Source organism: Psychrobacter sp. 219-2-C, assembly GCF_049560815.1.
GTDB lineage: Bacteria > Pseudomonadota > Gammaproteobacteria > Pseudomonadales > Moraxellaceae > Psychrobacter > Psychrobacter faecalis.
In genome coordinates this window covers 2429711-2447576 of sequence record NZ_CP186933.1, presented here as the reverse complement: position 1 = coordinate 2447576, position 17866 = coordinate 2429711, and the positions used below count along the sequence as shown (strand labels likewise).

The 17866-nt window shown below is 44.4% G+C and carries 16 protein-coding genes; 8 read left to right on the top strand and 8 right to left on the bottom strand.

Annotated elements, in window-relative coordinates; all coding sequences use genetic code 11:
• Position 1 precedes the first annotated feature (1 nt).
• The gene (gene tmk / locus ACPEGP_RS10040) at positions 2–733 is read right to left on the bottom strand and encodes a dTMP kinase (RefSeq protein ID WP_423813312.1); all 732 of its coding nucleotides are present in this window, start codon (positions 731–733) and stop codon (positions 2–4) included.
• A 106-nt stretch (positions 734–839) separates the two neighbouring features.
• Positions 840–2126, bottom strand: coding sequence for an endolytic transglycosylase MltG (gene mltG / locus ACPEGP_RS10035; RefSeq protein WP_423813311.1), 1287 nt, complete (start codon positions 2124–2126; stop codon positions 840–842).
• Between the two features lie 169 nt (positions 2127–2295).
• On the opposite strand from mltG, the gene ACPEGP_RS10030 reads away from it, so the two are divergent.
• Entirely contained in the window at positions 2296–3060 is a 765-nt protein-coding gene (locus ACPEGP_RS10030; protein ID WP_423813310.1) for a DpnI domain-containing protein, read from the top strand.
• 122 nt (positions 3061–3182) lie between these two features.
• Positions 3183–3374: a DpnD/PcfM family protein gene (locus tag ACPEGP_RS10025; RefSeq protein WP_342343313.1), complete on the top strand. Its 192-nt coding sequence runs from the start codon at positions 3183–3185 to the stop codon at positions 3372–3374.
• Between the two features lie 6 nt (positions 3375–3380).
• On the opposite strand, the gene ACPEGP_RS10020 is transcribed toward ACPEGP_RS10025, so the two are convergent.
• Positions 3381–4334, bottom strand: a complete 954-nt coding sequence (locus tag ACPEGP_RS10020) for an aminotransferase class IV (RefSeq protein ID WP_423813309.1) — start codon at positions 4332–4334, stop codon at positions 3381–3383.
• Between the two features lie 15 nt (positions 4335–4349).
• Complete coding sequence (locus tag ACPEGP_RS10015; RefSeq protein ID WP_323807200.1) at positions 4350–5039, bottom strand: hypothetical protein; 690 nt, start codon at positions 5037–5039, stop codon at positions 4350–4352.
• Between the two features lie 512 nt (positions 5040–5551).
• Here ACPEGP_RS10015 and aroE point away from each other — a divergent pair.
• The gene (gene aroE / locus ACPEGP_RS10010) at positions 5552–6403 is read left to right on the top strand and encodes a shikimate dehydrogenase (RefSeq protein WP_423813308.1); all 852 of its coding nucleotides are present in this window, start codon (positions 5552–5554) and stop codon (positions 6401–6403) included.
• A gap of 81 nt (positions 6404–6484) precedes the next feature.
• On the opposite strand, the gene ACPEGP_RS10005 is transcribed toward aroE, so the two are convergent.
• Positions 6485–7636, bottom strand: a complete 1152-nt coding sequence (locus tag ACPEGP_RS10005; RefSeq protein ID WP_423813307.1) for an FUSC family protein — start codon at positions 7634–7636, stop codon at positions 6485–6487.
• 469 nt (positions 7637–8105) lie between these two features.
• Between ACPEGP_RS10005 and ACPEGP_RS10000 the strand changes: the two genes are divergently transcribed.
• Together ACPEGP_RS10000 and ACPEGP_RS09995 are read left to right on the top strand one after the other, a co-directional pair.
• Positions 8106–9926 (top strand): acyl-CoA dehydrogenase C-terminal domain-containing protein, encoded by a 1821-nt coding sequence (locus ACPEGP_RS10000; RefSeq protein ID WP_191692273.1) that lies wholly within the window; start codon positions 8106–8108, stop codon positions 9924–9926.
• A 163-nt stretch (positions 9927–10089) separates the two neighbouring features.
• Positions 10090–10569, top strand: coding sequence for a hypothetical protein (locus tag ACPEGP_RS09995; RefSeq protein WP_423813306.1), 480 nt, complete (start codon positions 10090–10092; stop codon positions 10567–10569).
• A 50-nt stretch (positions 10570–10619) separates the two neighbouring features.
• Here the strand turns inward: ACPEGP_RS09995 and ACPEGP_RS09990 are convergent, their stop codons facing one another.
• Both ACPEGP_RS09990 and ybaK read right to left on the bottom strand, forming a co-directional pair.
• Positions 10620–10991, bottom strand: coding sequence for a 5-carboxymethyl-2-hydroxymuconate Delta-isomerase (locus tag ACPEGP_RS09990; protein ID WP_068407738.1), 372 nt, complete (start codon positions 10989–10991; stop codon positions 10620–10622).
• Between the two features lie 111 nt (positions 10992–11102).
• Positions 11103–11591, bottom strand: a complete 489-nt coding sequence (gene ybaK / locus ACPEGP_RS09985) for a Cys-tRNA(Pro) deacylase (protein ID WP_423813305.1) — start codon at positions 11589–11591, stop codon at positions 11103–11105.
• Between the two features lie 293 nt (positions 11592–11884).
• On the opposite strand from ybaK, the gene plsB reads away from it, so the two are divergent.
• Complete coding sequence (gene plsB, locus ACPEGP_RS09980; RefSeq protein ID WP_423813304.1) at positions 11885–14704, top strand: glycerol-3-phosphate 1-O-acyltransferase PlsB; 2820 nt, start codon at positions 11885–11887, stop codon at positions 14702–14704.
• A gap of 101 nt (positions 14705–14805) precedes the next feature.
• Here the strand turns inward: plsB and ettA are convergent, their stop codons facing one another.
• On the bottom strand, positions 14806–16467 hold the full coding sequence (ettA, locus tag ACPEGP_RS09975) for an energy-dependent translational throttle protein EttA (protein WP_191692290.1): 1662 nt from the start codon (positions 16465–16467) through the stop codon (positions 14806–14808).
• A 494-nt stretch (positions 16468–16961) separates the two neighbouring features.
• Between ettA and ACPEGP_RS09970 the strand changes: the two genes are divergently transcribed.
• Together ACPEGP_RS09970 and ACPEGP_RS09965 are read left to right on the top strand one after the other, a co-directional pair.
• On the top strand, positions 16962–17252 hold the full coding sequence (locus tag ACPEGP_RS09970) for a GNAT family N-acetyltransferase (RefSeq protein ID WP_423813303.1): 291 nt from the start codon (positions 16962–16964) through the stop codon (positions 17250–17252).
• Between the two features lie 295 nt (positions 17253–17547).
• Positions 17548–17841 carry a 4a-hydroxytetrahydrobiopterin dehydratase gene (locus ACPEGP_RS09965; protein ID WP_068407727.1) on the top strand — a complete coding sequence of 98 codons (294 nt, stop codon included), beginning with the start codon at positions 17548–17550 and terminating at the stop codon, positions 17839–17841.
• The last annotated feature ends 25 nt before the right edge of the window (positions 17842–17866 follow it).

Sequence of the window (17866 nt, the reverse complement as noted above, 5' to 3'; positions counted from 1 at the left end):
CTTAGCTTAGCGCAAATTTTTCCTGCACCGCTTGCCAAATACGCTCGCTAACTTCTTCAGCGCTACCTTGAGCATCAATACGCTGGATACGCTCAGGCTGCTCGCTGGCAAGGACGCTAAAACCTTGATGAACTCGAGTAAAAAACTCCGTCGCTTGCTGCTCAAAACGGTCAGCAGCGCTACGTTTATTGGCGCGCGCCATGCCTTCTAATACTGGCAAATCTAGCCACAAGGTCAGCCCTGGTAACTGTTCAACAAATTGCTCAATCAGCATAGCAATTTTAGCGCGTACCGTACTATCGCCATGCGCGCGTCCAAAACCTTGATAGGCAACGGTCGAATCGGTGAAGCGGTCACATATTACCCACGTTCCGCGTTGCAGTGCAGGTAAAATCACTTGCTGTAGATGGTCGCAGCGCGCCGCAAACATCAGTAGCAGCTCGGTATCATCGTTAATTTTGGTGTCAGGGTCTAACAAAATAGCACGCAGCTGCTCGGCAAACGGACTGCCACCCGGCTCCCGGGTACGCAGATAGTCAATGCCTTTTGCTTGTAGCTGATTGCAAAGCTGCTCAATAGCGGTGGTCTTACCAACGCCTTCGGTCCCTTCAAAGCTGATAAAGCGCCCTTGATTGGACGCTGTACTAAAAGATGCGGTATTAGTAGAATGCTTAGGCGAGTTTATTTGCGCTGATTTTTCTTGCGCTGATTTATCTGGTAGGGATGCTGACATGATATGACCTTATGTCATTGATGAGCGTTATGGCGTTATATAGATAGCTATATGACGCCATAACGCTCAGTACACGATAGGTTTTTAGAAAAGATAAAGGATTAAATTATGGCGGCGGTGTTTGTGCTTTTTTCTGACGCATGACGCTGAGATATTCTTTGACCGCTTGGTTATGCTCATTTAAGCTATTGGTAAATTTGTGCCCGCCGTTACCGGTCGCCACAAAATATAACGCTTCGCTATCGGCAGGATGCAAAGTCGCTTCAATCGAGGCCGCAGATGGCAGCGCGATTGGCGTTGGCGGCAAACCATCGATTTGATAGGTGTTATAAGCGGTCTTTTCATCGATGTCTTTACGGCGAATATTGCCTTGATAACGGTTGCCCATCCCATAAATAATGGTCGGATCGGTTTGCAAGCGCATATTTTTATTCAAACGATTGCTAAATACCGCCGAGACCAAAGGACGCTCTTCTGCCACGCTGGTTTCTTTTTCGATAATCGAAGCCATTACCAGTGCTTCATACGGACTATCATAAGGCAGATCAGGGTCGCGATTTTCCCACGCTTTGGTCAATGCTTGCTGCTGACGCTTATACAAATCAGTCAATACCTGCTTATCCGTGCTGCCTTCGCCATAATAATACGTATCAGGCGCAAACCAGCCTTCAAGATTGTGATTGACGATGGGGTCATTACTATTGACTACCGCCTCTGGCAAAATGCCAACCAAATCCAGCTCCTGCGCGATGCTGGCATTCGTGCTATCCGCCGTCAGTACTTCTTTTTTGATGCCTTTATTATCTCGTAGCGCCTGATATAAATCTTTTGAGGTTTTGCCTTCGATAATCTGTACCTTGACCATCGCCGCTTTTACCCCTTGTCCCAATACTTCTAAGGCTTCAGCAAAGGTAGGGTTTTCTGGTAATTGATAAATACCAGCGTGCAATGGGCCATCGATTTGCGTTTTCATATAAAGCTTGGCAATCGTGGCAGAAAACAGCGGTATTTGCTGCTGCCACTGCGGCAATAGCCCATAATACGTCTGACCCGACTCAATCGTCACCATCTGCTGCGGCTGCTCAATACGGCCAAACAGCGTCTGATACACCATCACCAAAAAGAACGCTGCAATCAGCCCAAGCACCAATAACACCTGATAACCACGCTGCATAAAAAACGAGGGATTATCAGCTTTATAGTGGCGCGGTTTAGTGCCACCGCTAATGAGTGAGATATCCGTCGCCGGTACTTCCTCTGCGCTAACGTCGTCAATGATAGGTTTTTTGTCTGGCGCTGTCGTCTCAACAGGCTGCTCCAGCGCGCTGTCATGTTCATTTTTTGGCGACTCATCAGGGCGTTTAGGGGGTATTTCAGGTGTTGGCTTGCTCATGGCAACTCGCGAGGCAGAAGTTTGCTAGAATTTAGCACTGAACTGGACGATTTTCAATGGTATTTGCTTAGCTTATCGATTAACTTGGTGGTTAGAGTAAATTATATGGCTTAATACTCATATTGCTTATTTATCACTTTGAATTTTTCCTTTAATAAGAAAATCGGCTATGAGCCTTAATTTCAATCAAAGTCTTGCCAAAAACTATACATCTGAATCGCAAAAAATTCGTGTGCTTAGTGAAGATTGGGTTGCTAAGCAAAGTTATTGCCCCAGTTGCAATGCCGAACCCTTAGTTGAATTTGCCAATAACCAACCCGTCGCCGATTTTTATTGCGGACATTGCAGCGAGGAATATGAGCTGAAAAGTAAAAAGGCAAAACTGAGCCACCTTATTAATGATGGTGCTTATGCCACTATGATTGAGCGTATCAATAGCGAGGATAATCCTAGCTTTTTCTTTTTGACCTACTCGCCAGAATATAGGGTGAATAACTTTTTAATCATCCCCAAACAGTTTTTTAAACCGGACATGATTATTAAACGCAAGCCATTATCTGTATCTGCCAAACGCGCTGGCTGGGTCGGCTGCAATATTGATTTGCGTAAAGTACCTGAATCAGGGAAAGTGTTTTTGGTCAAAGACCAGCAAGTCATACCACGCGACAATGTTACCGAGCAATTTCAAAAAACCTTATTTTTGCGTCAGCAATCACAGCAGACCCGTGGTTGGACATTGGATGTTTGGCAGTGCATCGATAGCCTAGATACTAACTTCTTTCTCAATCAAGTTTATGCATTTTCTGACTTATTAAAACTTAAACACCCTGACAACAACCACATTAAAGATAAAATCCGTCAGCAACTACAAGTGTTACGTTATAGAGGCATTATTGAATTTATCGGTCGTGGGCATTATCACAAATTATATTAAGCGCTTTTATTATCTTTTAGCTTTTACATATTTAACAAAAGACGATCACTTCTTTTAGTCACTTTTGCTAACCTAGCGGATATAAATCCTAAAGAAATTTTGACAAGCAAGTATTGAGAGTAGTGATAATAAAAAGTGATAAGACAGTAGAGAAAATCTTTCAGATAGAGATTGTCGAGACGTTAAGTAACATCATAGAGATTAGCGCAGAGAACGAGCAAGAAGCACTATTAAAAGCGCAAGATATGTATAAAAAAGAGGAAGTTATTTTGTACGCAGATGATTGTATTGATACCAAATTTAATATTCTTTAAATACAGTTAAATCGCTTCAAAACTCACCACTTCACCCGACAATAACCTCAGACTACTCATGGGCATAATACCGCGCAGCGCATTACAAAAGAATAGCTGGCTTAAATGGGGTAAATCCTCATCTTGTAACGACCTGATGATAACGGGGTTATTGCTAGTCGATAATGTATCGATAATCACTTGCCGCATCACGCCAGCAACGCCCGATTGCGCCATCGACGGCGTATACCATTGACCTTGGGTTAAATAGTTGCTGTTGCTGTTGTTTTGAGAGTGTGGACGATTGGACGATTTTGCGACTGGCTCTTCTACTAATTGATAAAACACATTACTCATCGTGCCCTCAACCCAATGCCCGCTTATATCGCGTAGCAGACCTTCGGCGATGCTTGGCTTGATAGTGTCTGCCAATGTCTTAGCTTTGATAGCTTGCAGCTCGCCACTTGCCAGCACATTATCGAGGCGATTTAAGCTTTTAAGTCCAGCAAGCGTTGGCGGCAAACAAGCAATTTGAGAGGATAAGCAAATGGCGCTCGCGGTAGGTTGTAGCGGGATAAATTGCCCATCAGCGAGTGGCAGCGATCGTGCGATAGTAATGGCCATTGGTGAGGATTTAAGCCAAATCTCGCACGCACTGCCGCCACCAATATTTGGTGTATAACCATAACCACGGACTTCTTGCTCGGCGCGCGTGATTATAAGTTTTAGCATACCTTGCTGTAATTGCTTGGCATGTATTTTTAACATGGCTAATAGCAACTGGCTGTCCAACTGTAGCTGCAAGGCTGTCGCATGCGAGACAAGGCGCTGCTGATGATAGTCCAACCACAGTATCTGCCCATCGATGACGCCCATAGTGGTAAAAAAACCATCACCGTATGCCAGCCCGCGATTGTCTAACGACAACGTGGTTTGTGTAGCATTTGATGGTTGCAAACATATCCAGCTATTGGGCGACATTCAGGCCAGCCCCGCTTATTTATCAGCAGTTTGAGCAGCAGATTTATTAATCACTAGCATACAGCTATAAAACTCGCATTTTGCCAGCTCTACTTTTTGACCGCCGATGGTTTTATTTTTGGCGATTTGACCGCCGAGCATATCAGCGACCAGCTTGCCGCCTTCATCGCCCATTAATTGACGCGCCAGCTGATAAGCTTTTTTGGCATGGTTTTGACTGATTTCTTTTTCTTTATCAGAGTCGGTTGGATTGGCAAAATACCAGCCAAGCTCGAGGTATTTTTCAGAATCAATCAGGTCCAAATACGGCGCATCATCCTGCATAAAGCGATATTTGGACGCCGGATTACTGGCATAGTCCAAGCTATTTTCGTCGGTGCTGACCACTTTACCAAAGGCTGATTGTATCTTTTTAAGCTCATCGATACTTAAGGAGGTTACTTTGGCAGTGCCCCACGAGGCGATATCGTATTTTACTGGCGTCCCTTGCGCAGCTGTTGCGCCATCAAGATCAGCGTTGGCATTGGGGTTTTCTGCCTTGGAGGTCTCAGCGGCGGTCTGCTCGCTATTATCAGCGCCTGCTTCTTTGGCCGCAGTATCACTCTCTGTATTGCTATTACAGGCGCTCAAAGACACGCCAACTGCCATTATCGTACTGACCATCAAGGTCTGTAGGCTTTTATTCCACATGGGCAATGTACTCACACTTTTAAAGGGATCCAAAAACGGTATTAACGAGCGGGGTTTGCTGCCGCTGATAACGAAAAATGTCTGTTAAACTTTTATAGTTATATAACTTATTGGTTATAGGCTTTGGTAGCAGTCAAATTGTTAAATATTGCCTTTTAATCATCGTAACACAAGGCCGACTGAAATCTTCATGCTCCCTAGTTTACCCAACTGCTTAACACTTGACTAGCTTTTACCTTACACTTACCGCTCCGGCAGAGTACAGATTTGTTAAAGACCTCACGAGATAAAGGCATGATTTATTTGGCTAATGAGCAGCTCCGTTTTTAGCCCTTTTATTGACTTAGCATAATTGGCTTAGCTTAGTTGGTTTAGTATAGGTTTGTGAAAGTTAACGTTATCCCCTATGATAAGTAGGATTTATTAAATGACATTGCATAAGATAATTAAACGGCCACTTTTTTATTGATAACTTCTCACCTGTTGATTTTGCCTATATTTCACCCTTTACAAGCAGCGGACCCTTTATGACCCAGCATTTTATCGTTATAGGCAATCCGATTGCCCACAGCAAATCCCCTGAAATCCATACGCAGTTCGCTGTGCAGACAGGCTTAGAGATTAGCTATCAGCGCCAGTATTGCCCTGATGATGTAGCCAGCTTTACTGCGGTGATTGAGGCATTTTTTCAGGGCGGCGGCGTTGGTGCTAATGTGACTGTGCCCTTTAAGCAAGTAGCTTATCAGTGCTGCGCGGCGCGTGGCGGCTTGTCTGAACACGCTAAGGTTGCAGGCGCTGTTAATACTTTGTTGATCAATAAAACGTTGTTAAAAAATGGCACGCCGATAGCTGAGGCGATATATGGTGATAATACCGACGGCCAAGGTCTGGTCAATCATATAACAAGTTTAGATTGGCCGCTAAAGGGCGCGCGCGTGGCGATTATCGGCGCAGGCGGCGCGGCGCGCGGGGTGATATTGCCATTGATTGAAGCGGGTATCAGCGAGTTTACCCTTGCCAATCGTACATTAAATAAAGCGATAAATTTGGTTACTGAGCTAAGCGCTGCAAGTGAGACGATTGCAAGGCAGCAGATTAAAACCTGTAGCACTGAAACGCTAAGCGGTGAGTTTGATATCATTATCAATGCTACCTCGATTGGCTTATCGGGCGATACGCTGCCGCTTAGCGACCAATTAAACACTCATTATGCTTACGATATGATGTACGGACGTGAGCTGCCATTTTTACAGCATTTTGCCAAGCGCGGCGCACAAACGTCAGACGGTTATGGCATGCTTATTGGGCAGGCGGCGTTAAGTTTTGAGCGTTGGACAGAACATAAAGTCGATGTTGCGCAAGTCATCGACAGTTTATAAGTACATTGAATGAACAGCTTAAACCGCGACTAAAAAAGCCATATGAATAGAAATCATACAGCTTTTTATCTGCTAAAAAATTTAGCTAAAACGCGCCAGCAGCCAATTCTCCATCCGGCGCAGCGGCACGCGTAAATCGGTCGAATGCATCACCACCCCGCCGCTTAGCCCCACCACGCAGCCAATCATGGTATCAAACAAACGCGCTAAAATGACCTCTTGATAAGCTTGCTCAGTAAACGGCAACCCACTACCGTATTCGGCGATGAATATCGTCAGCGGTGTGATAAATATCACTGCCAAGCCATAATGGCGGTCGACCAAGGTTTCAATACACAGCATTAAGCTTAATATCGCCAGCGCCACGCCCCATATCGGCAAACCCCACGCCAGCATCCATCCCGCCAGCCCAACGCCAACCAGGGTGCCAAGCAAACGATGAATTTGCTTAATCCACATGGTACGCAAATGAATACCTTGGATAATCAAAAAACAGCTGACCGCTGCCCAATAGGGATTTGATAAATTTAAGCTCAGCGCGATGACTAAAGATAGACTGACAAAACCGGCGACAATCAGACTCTCTGTTATGGTATCGGGCTCATAGCTATAGGTCGGCGTCGGTGTCGCTGGGCGCGTCGCCAATAAAAACAGCGAATACAGCAGCGCCATCACCAAAGCAAAACCACTACCGAGCATCACCAACCCCGTGGCCGGCATGACGTCTTCTAAAGGCAGCGGGATAAATAGCGCAATCGCCCCCGCCATCATCACAAACAAACCTGCGGGCGGCGGCTGGCGATAATAGCGCCCAAAAATTACAATACCAAACGCCATCAAGGTAAATATCGGCAATTTTAATGGCGGAATTTGCTGCGCTATCAGGCCCAGCGCAAAACACAGCGACATCGCAAACCCCCATGCCATCACCGTCACCAAACGAAACGGCAGCTTACCTGCTAACGGTGTATTTAAAATAACCATCGCCCCTAACGACGCTTTGATACCAGACGGCAGAGCATCAAAGTACGCCCCGACAAATACCGGAAAACTAATGGTAATTGCAGCGATAATCGGCATGTGCCACGGTCGTTTGCTACGGTTGACGGTTAATAAATGGTTAAGCTCACCATCGATGAGTTTTTTTAACCGCCCAACTACTGCCATTAGCCAAAATACTGGCGTCTTTTTCTGCTCTGTTTGGTATGCTAAATTGCGCTTTGGTGCGCTCATAAATTGTGTTCCTTTATTCTGTTTGGGCACGCAACTCATACACTTAACGGTTGTTTTGCGTCTATCCCGCTGTCTATACTAAAACTTACGCTGCAACCTGTACTAAAACTATGGTTGTTTATAAAACTGGACGTATTGATGCCTGTTTATAAATAAATAACCATTTATATTTATAACTTAAATTTTTACGTTTTTTAATATATTATGAATATTAGTTATCGGTTGTATATTTGTGGCTATAGAAGATTTATACTGACCTCAATGCTACGACAGCTGTTTTTTATCAAGGATGCCTTAACGGTTATCAAAATGGACAAGCTGTTCTTAATAAACTTAGATGACGACCTGTGATACTGTCTGCCTTTATCCCAGATAATTAAACTCCCGTTTACATGAACCATAGCTCAATTAATGAGCCGACAGTCTATGCTAACGAACTATGCTAATGAAATAATCAAAGAGAGCGACTATGTTAACTTACAAAGCACCTTTGCGTGATATCAAGTTTTTGATAAATGATGTTTTTGACTATCAAACGCATTATAAAAGCCTAGACAATGGCGAAAACGCCGATCCTGAAACCGTCGATATGATTTTGCAAGGCTTTGCTGACTTTGCTGAAAATGTCTTAGCGCCTTTGTACCAGCCAGCGGATGAAGAAGGCTGTCATTTTGAAAATGGTGTGGTCACTACGCCTAAAGGTTTTAAAGAAGCTTATGACCAGTTCGTCGAAGGCGGCTGGCAAGGTATTTCGTACCCTGAAGAGTACGGCGGTATGAACTTACCGATGTCAATCAACCTTATTAAGTCTGAAATGATGGGTACGGCTAACTGGCCTTGGGCGATGTATCCTGGCCTATCAACTGGTTGTATCAACACCTTACTACAGTACGGTACCGACGAGCAAAAAGCGATTTATTTACCTAAATTGGTTGAAGGTACGTGGTCGGGCACCATGTGTTTGACTGAGCCGCAGTGTGGTACTGACTTGGGTCAGGTTAAATCAAAAGCCATCCCGCAAGATGACGGTACTTATAAAATCAGCGGTACCAAGATTTTTATCTCAAGTGGCGAGCATGACTTAACCGACAATATCGTCCATATCGTTTTAGCTCGTCTACCAAATGCGCCAGAAGGCACACGCGGTATCTCATTGTTCATCGTACCAAAATTCTTGCCAAATGCTGAAGGTGAATCTGGCGAGCGTAATGGCGTGGTTTGTGGCTCTATCGAGCACAAAATGGGTATCAGCTCATCGTCAACTTGTGTTTTAAACTTCGATGACGCAGTTGGTTACTTAATTGGTGAGCCAAATAAAGGCTTGAAAGCGATGTTCACCTTTATGAACACTGCTCGTATCGGTACTGGTATTCAAGGTTTGGCGCACACTGAATTGTCTTTCCAAAACGCCCTACCATACGCTAAAGACCGTCGCTCTATGCGTACGCTATCAGGCACGAAAGACCCTGAAAAAGTGGCTGATGCGATTATTCATCATGCCGACGTACGCCGTATGCTATTGACCCAAAAAGCCTTTGCTGAAGGCGGTCGCTCAATGATTTATCACTCAGCGCGCTATGCCGACAAAATGTCTCAAGGCGTTGCAAACGGTGATGACGCCGAGTTTGAAAAATGGGATGACAAATTGGGCTTTTATACGCCTATCCTAAAGGGCTTTTTAACTGAGCTTGGTATTGAAGCGGCCAAACACGGTCAGCAAATCTACGGTGGTCACGGCTATATCAAAGAATGGGGCATGGAGCTTATCGCTCGTGATGCCCGTATTGCGACGATGTACGAAGGTACCACTGGCGTACAGGCGCTTGACTTACTCGGTCGTAAAGTTATCTTGCAGTCTAAAGGTAAAATTATCCGTGATTACACCTCAAGCATTATGAAATGGTGCGGCGAGTATGCGCTTGATAAAGACATGCGTAAATTCGTTTGGGCACTGACCAAACTATGTGCTGAGTGGAACACTTTGACCGTACGCTTGATGCTGATGGCGCGTAAAGACCGTGAAATCATCTCTGCGGCATCAGATGACTTTTTGATGTACTCAGGCTATGTGATGATGGGTTATCACTGGGCGCGCATGGCGGCGGTCGCTTATGACAAGCTTGAAAAAGGCGGCACTGAGTCACCAGAATTCTACAAAGCTAAGATTCAAACTGCAGAGTTTTACTTTGATAAAATCTTACCGCGTACCTCAGGCCATGCTGAAAGTATGGTTGCTCCAAGCGAGAGCATGACGGCAATGGCAATCGATAACTTTGCTTTCCTAGACTAAGATTGCTTCACAATTGAGCAAATAATTAACAAGAAAAGCGCCTGTTCATTAGGCGCTTTTTTATGCTTAATATAAAGTCAGAGAAGATACTAGAACCATAGTTATCAAGTAATAGACATGCAAATAATAGACAGCTGATAAAATATAATTTAATAAGGAAGTAATGATGTTGTCGATTAATAACAGAACCGCTTTATCAAGTACACGAGCGCTAAAAACGCTATTATTGAGTGCCGTATTAATCAGCGTTGGCGCAAATAGTGCGCTGGCTAAAACCAGCGACACTCCCATTCATTTTGCCAAAGGTGCTATTAGTAGCGTGGTTACGGGTAAATTAAATCCTAAAGAAGAGGAGCGCTGGTATCGTTTTAATGCCGCCGCTGCGCAATATGCCATCATTAATATTGCGCCGCTTACTGGCACGTCTGAGACCGCCAATGTCGGCGTCCTGCATATGCCAAATGGTAAATATGATGGCACCAAAGGCGGGATTATTTATCAAGGCTGCTTACCCGCAACTGGCGAATATCGCTTACGTATGGCCCGCAATTTAATGGCGACTCACGGTGAAACCGCTGGTTATAAAGCTGAGGTCATGGTACTGCCTAAGTTTGCCAGTAAGTCGCTATGTGCAGATAAATAGCCGGTCTGTCATTTTTATAAATCACTCTTATAAACAATTGAGCCTAACGTTTAGCTCAGCATTTTTTTATGATAAATCGCGCTGAGCTCTTCGACCTCAACACAGATTTGGATGTCGGCGCGTCCTGATTGCTGTGCATTCAAGCTTTCTTCTATAGCAGCCGTCAATAATCCAGCGAGTTGATGGCGTATGACTTCGTCACGGCCGCTCATAATTTTTAGATGCGCATAAACAAAGCCGTTGCGCTGCTCGTCATCTTCCACGCCAACCAAAAACGTCTCAATCGGTACGATACGGGCTTTTATATCAGCAGGTTTACCAAAGTGTCCACTGTCCCATAGTGCTTGATTTAATGCTTTTAGAAATGATTCTTCATGAGTAATCGTGACGTTTGGCGTCACTTGAATGGTTAAATGCGGCATGGGTAACATCCTTATTTAAAAATAGCAATTCTACTAATAAGCAGCGCAAACACTATTGAGAGCAAATGACAAAGGCGCAGAATAAACGGCGTGTAAAATTCTTCTTGAATACTAATCATCGATGATATCTACAAAGCGCGCGTTAAGCGTGGTCGCTAATTGCTCAGGTGGCAACTCAATCTCTAGACCTCGGCGACCGCCACTCACATAGATAGTCGCTTGCTGTTGCGCGGCGGCATGGATAAGCGTCGGTAGGCGCTTTTTTTGCCCCAATGGGCTAACGCCACCGAGCACATAACCCGTCGACCGTTCGACCAATTTAGGCTCAGCCATTTGTACTTTTTTACAAGCCAGCATTTTATTGCTCGATAAAGCCTTCGCCATTTTTTTAAAATTTAGCGTTTGATCGACCGGCAAAATCGCTACGGCCAGCGCACCTGCGTCGGTTGTCACCACCAAGGTTTTAAACACCCGCTCGGCAGTAATGCCCAGTTTTTCTACTGCTTCTAGTCCGAAAGAGGCGGCGGTGCTGTCGTGAGTATATTCATGCAACTTATAATCAAGGCTTTGCTGTTTGGCAAGTTTGATAGCAGGGGTCATAATATTTTGGCTTAGAATATTGAAGTTAAAAGATAAAATTCCACATAGATTTGAATGTAAATATTTTGCTTTAGTCCCTTACAGTATTGCGCGAAATCGCAGATTTTTCTACCTCTGACTTTAAATAATTTCGCCTTTTAACGGTTGGCTCGTTAAGTATTCTCGGGCATTTAAACCAGTATTCTATGCCGTTATGCTGTTAATATTGGCAGTATATACAGACACTATATATCGCTTTGATGGCTTTTATGGCATCATAAGCTCACCACATTTGACTAATTTTGATACTGATTATGATACCGAAGTTCTTAAAAAAACGGATTTTTAAAGCGCCCGTCGCAACTGACCATACAGCCTCGACCCCAGAATTCGAGGCTGAGATGTTGCCGGTTGCGTCAACCCTTTATGCCAATGCGCCGATTAACCAGCTTTATCGCAAACTATCGGGACAGCTGCTTGATGTCGCTGTGAAGCCAAAGCTTTTGGGTGAGTTGCCAGAATTCGACGATGACGACAATATCCTCAGGTTTTATGTGCTGCAAGATTATTCGCGCTCCAACAGTATTTTGATTGACCTACAAACACAAGAGCACAATCTGCCACCCGCCTTGGTCGGTGTGCAAGATATTACTCATGATATTAAAGAAAATGCCGCCATTATCTTTTTACATCATCCACATGCCAAAGACAGCCAGTTATCACCTCGCCTATCGCGTCTGGTTGCCGCGGTCTTACAACATCCAGAATTACAAGTGCGCTTGGTACCAGTGTCAATTCTATGGGGACGCGCGCCAGAAAAAGAAGACTCGTTATTTAAACTGTTGACCGCCGATAACTGGGAAGATCCTAGCATCACCAAGCAGTTATTTAATATCGGGGTGATGGGGCGTGATACCTTTGTCCAGTTCCATCCGCCACAAGATTTACGCACCCTTATTCATGACAGCTTAAAAGGCGATGGCGAAGGATTTTCTGTCTTTGATTCAATAGCGACCGAGTCCACCAACAAAGCCGCCCAAAACGCTACGCCAGTTTCTAACGCTGAAATAGCAAATGGTACTGATATAGTAAATGATGCTGATCTGGTAAATGATATAGCGCCTAGCTTTGCCATGGTTGCGTCAGCCGATGGCAATCGCGAGCTGGTGCGCTCATTACAACAGCAGCTTAATATTTATTTGGATAAACAGCGCGCCAGCATGCTCGGCCCCGACTTGTCGGACAGACGTAACTTGGTCGACAAATTGGTTTATTCGCCTGCTATCAAACATGCAATAGAAGCAGAAGCGGCAGCGTCAGGCACCAGTGTGCGGGAAGCGCGGATGTTAGCCAAAGGCTACGCCAATGAAATGGTCAATGATTACTCACACTCTATCGTGCGCGGCTTTTATAAGTTCCTGACGTGGTTGTGGACGCAGCTTTATGATGGCGTAGAAGTGCATCACTTTGAGCGGGTACGTGAGCTGGCCGCTGATTATGAGCTTGTTTATGTGCCTTGTCACCGCAGTCATGTCGACTACTTGCTGCTGTCCTACGTCATTTATATGCGCGGCTTAAGCATTCCTTATGTTGCCGCAGGTGATAATTTGGATGTACCAGTATTAGGGCCATTATTGCGCGGCGCGGTTGCCTTTTACATTCGTCGTAGCTTCCGTGGCAACGCGCTATATACTGCGGTACTGCGTGAATATATGCACACGCTGATTACCCGTAACACCCCGATTGAGTACTTTATCGAAGGCGGACGCTCGCGTTCAGGACGACTGCTGCCACCGAAAATGGGTATGCTAGCGATGACGGTACATAGCCAGTTACGCCGAACCAATAAACCTGTGGTGTTTATACCGACCTATATCGGTTACGAGCGTATCATGGAGGGTGGCACTTATGTGGGCGAGCTAAAAGGCAAGCCAAAAGAGTCAGAATCGCTAATAGGTCTCCTCAAAGTTGGCCGTAAGATTGAGCGTATCTTTGGTAATGTACATTTAAGCTTTGGCACGCCGCTGCATCTTAGCGACTTTATGCAAAAATTCGATGTGCCGGCCAACAGCTTACCTGCCGATCGCACCGACACGCCACTCGATGATAAAACCAGCGCCATGGTGGATAATATCGGCGTCAAAGTCATGCAGCATATCAATAAGGCCGCGGTCATTACTCCAGTGTCGTTATTGTCATTGGTCTTATTATCGGCACCAAAGGCGGCGCTTGATGAAGATATTTGCCGTGAGCAAATCGCCCTTTATCAAGGTCTGGCTCAGCACTTGCCTTACTCTGATGATACGATTATCACCGATATGACGCCGCAGCAAATCATCGATTATGGTATTAAGCTAAAACTTATCGAGCGCATACCGCATATCTTGGGTGATATTATTCAAGTTGCTGGCAAACAGGCGGCGCTACTAAGCTATTTCCGCAATAATATCCTGCATGTCTTTATTTTATTGTCTTTCTTATCCGCTCTAGTAGCACGTAACGGCCGCATTGAGCGCAGCCGTCTCAATAGTATCGCCGAGCAGTTATATCCATTTTTACAAAGCGAGCTGTTCCTCTATTATTCAGCGCATGGTCTTCAAGAGACGCTGAATAAAAAAGTCGATAGCCTACTTGCAAGTGGCCTGATTGTAGAATTAAGCGATGGTATGTTGAGCGTCCCTGAGACCAATAGCAAATGCTATCAGCAGCTACAAGTACTGGCGACGCCAGTTGAACAAAGCCTTGAGCGTTACTTTATGACCCTTGCGCTACTCGCTCAGCAAGGCTCAGGCAATCTGACCGAAAACGAAGTTGTTGACCTCTGTCATTTGCTTGGTCAGCGTTTATCAGTACTGTATGCTGACGACATTCCTGACTTCTTTGACCGTGCGCTATTTACCAGCTTTATCGGTGCCTTGATTCGTCTTGATTATCTGCAAAAAGATGAAGAAACTGGCATCTTAATTTTCGATCAGCGTATCGATAATATTGCCCATCATGCAAAATATGTCCTGAGTCCTGATATGATGCAAATCTTGCAGCAAGTGGCGAGCCTCAATGAAGAAGAAATTGCCCACGCCATTACTGAAATTAGCAATAAAAAGCAGCGTAAGTTTGGCCGTAAGCGTTCATAAAGCAACGTAAAAGCTGAACATAAAAAAGACCTCTAATAGATTAGAGGTCTTTTTTTATATCTAAAATTATTGTCCAAAAATACTTATTATAAATAACTATCCTAGGTAGAAATCTTTTTATACTTCATACGTTTAGGACTGGCGTCATCACCCATGGTCTTTTTGCGATAAGTTTCAAACTCAGAATAGTTACCATCGAACCAAATTGGGCCTTCTTCTTCGAATGCCAAAATATGGGTCGCGATACGGTCAAGGAACCAGCGATCATGCGACACCACCATCACCGTACCTGGGAATACTTGAATAGCATCCTCTAGCGCACGTAAGGTTTCGATATCCAAATCGTTTGATGGTTCATCAAGGAGCAAGACGTTAGCGCCCTGTTTTAGTGTCTTAGCAAGTTGTAAACGGTTACGCTCACCACCTGATAATTGTCCGACGTGCTTTTGTTGGTCTGAACCTTTAAAATTAAAGCGGCCGATATAAGCGCGGCTTGGGGTTTCATAGTCGCCTACTTTGATGATATCGAGGCCGTCAGAGACTTCTTCCCAAACAGTCTTTTTGTCATCTAAGTTATCACGTACCTGTCCGACGTAAGCGACTTTGACACTTTCACCCAAATCGACTGAGCCGGTATCTGGCGTATCACGCTCGGTAATCATGTTAAATAGCGTGGTTTTACCCGCACCGTTTGGACCGATAATGCCAACGATAGCGCCCGCTGGGACGTTAAAGCTTAAGTTTTCATAAAGCAGACGATCACCAAACGATTTAGAGATATCGTTGACTTCGATGACTTTATTACCCAAACGAGGACCCGGTGGAATATAAATCTCAGAGGTCTCATTACGCTGCTGGAACTCTTTTGAGTTCAATTCCTCAAAACGCTGCACGCGTGATTTAGACTTGGCTTGCTGACCTTTTTGGTTTTTACGAATCCACTCAAGCTCTTTTTTCAGCGCTTTCGCAAACGATTCTTCTTGTTTATTTTGCTGCTCTAAACGGGTGTTCTTTTGCTCGAGCCACTCCGTATAGTTGCCTTCGTACGGATAGCCATGGCCACGGTCAAGCTCCAAAATCCACTGAGCAACGTTATCCAAGAAATAACGGTCATGGGTAATGGCGACGATGGTACCGCTATAGTTCTGCAAGAATTGCTCAAGCCAAGCAACCGATTCAGCGTCCAAATGGTTGGTCGGTTCGTCAAGTAACAGCATATCAGGACGTGACAACAGCAGACGACATAGTGCCACACGGCGTTTTTCACCACCTGATAGTTTGCTAACGTCCGCATCCCATGGCGGTAAACGTAGCGCATCAGCAGCTTTTTCTAGCTGGGTATTTAAATTATGCGCATCCCATGCTTGAATGATGTCTTCCATTTTGCCTTGTTCTTCGGCAAGCTTATCAAAGTCGGCATCAGGTTCAGCATATTCTGCATAAATGGCATCGAGGCGTGACAGCGCATCTAAAGCTTCACGCATACCATCTTCGACGTTGCCGCGGACATCTTTACTGTCATCAAGCTGTGGTTCCTGCGGTAGATAACCAACCTTCGTACCTGCTTGCGCGCGCGCTTCGCCGCTAAAGTCTTTATCCACGCCCGCCATGATACGTAGCAAAGTTGATTTACCTGAACCGTTAATACCTAAAACACCGATTTTGGCGCCAGGAAAAAACGACAGATTGATGTTTTTTAAAATCTCGCGCTTAGGTGGAACAAGTTTTGACACGTTGTTCATCGTGTAGATATATTGAGCCATTAACACTCCGATAGACTGCATAGACGAGACGTGCAAACCAGACTTAGCAATCATGCCAAACGGGATGCGCCTCAAAAATCAGGGTTATAAATTGTCTACCATTATCGCATTGTGGCGCAACCCCTGCAAGCTAACGGACTGTTTTACCTGTCTTTATATGCCTTTTAACTTTTTTTGCAGACTTTTTATGGCGAGTTTCCTATTTTATCCGCCTTCTCTGCCAAAAACTTTATACAAAATCCTCCCTTACAAACTCTTGTCGCAATGTTTGAGCTAAAGCAAGGCTATTAACATTCGTCCTATCTAGCCTTACGGGAAATGACTAGAAAAATCATTTAAAAAAGCTCACAATAAGTGCAATAAAAGGTTAAAACCGTGCAGATTATGCATATGATAGCTATTTAATAACTAATGCTTAAATAATCAACACTTAAGAATAGCCAGTTTAACAACCGCTAGGAATAATTATAAATATCAATAATTGGAGAATTTTTATGAGTAATAACGACAAACAGAATCTACATATCGTACACAATGAGCAAGCCAAGCGTTTTGAAACGTCAATCGACGGTCATACTGGTTATATCAGCTATCAAGAGCGCGGCGATCAACTGGTATACGACCATACCATCGTGCCACAAGAATTGGGTGGTCGCGGTATTGGGTCTGCATTGGTTAAGCATGCTTTAAAATACGCGCAGGATAATAATAAAAAAGTGGTGCCACAGTGCTCGTTTGTCGCCTCATATATTGATAAACACCCTGAATATAAAGGGTTGCTTTAAGCTTAACAAAACAAGCCAATGATAGATAAAGCTTTATAGTAGTAACTATATCGTAGTAATTATGCTATAAAAGCTTTATCTTGGTTTAAGCGCTAAAACGTACGACTACCCTCCTATTTATCTGACGATAATTATTATATTTTTGCTTGCAATGATGTAATAAAGACAATCAGAATTAGGTGGGTTTTTTGTCCTATGTGCTTTTTGTCCTGACATTGGGCAAGAGAAGATATGTAAAGTGAAATAGAAACCCGCAAACCGCTAACCCTCCCTAGTAATAATAAAGGATATCACCATGAGTAGTTTATCTAACCAACAAATCGACTTACAATTGGAAGACTTGGCTGGCTGGCGGCGCGACGGCAATAGTATCGTTAAAAGCTATCACTTCAGCGATTTTATTGAAGCGATGAGCTTTATGAATCAAGCCGCTTTTTATGCCGAAGCGCTCGAACATCACCCTGAATGGAGCAATACTTATAACGTTGTTGATGTCCGCCTGACCACGCACGATACGGGTGGTATCACAAGCCTAGATATTCGCCTTGCAAAACGTATGGAACATATTATCCAGCCTAAAACTTTCTAGAACCACATAAGACGTTTGGCACTAA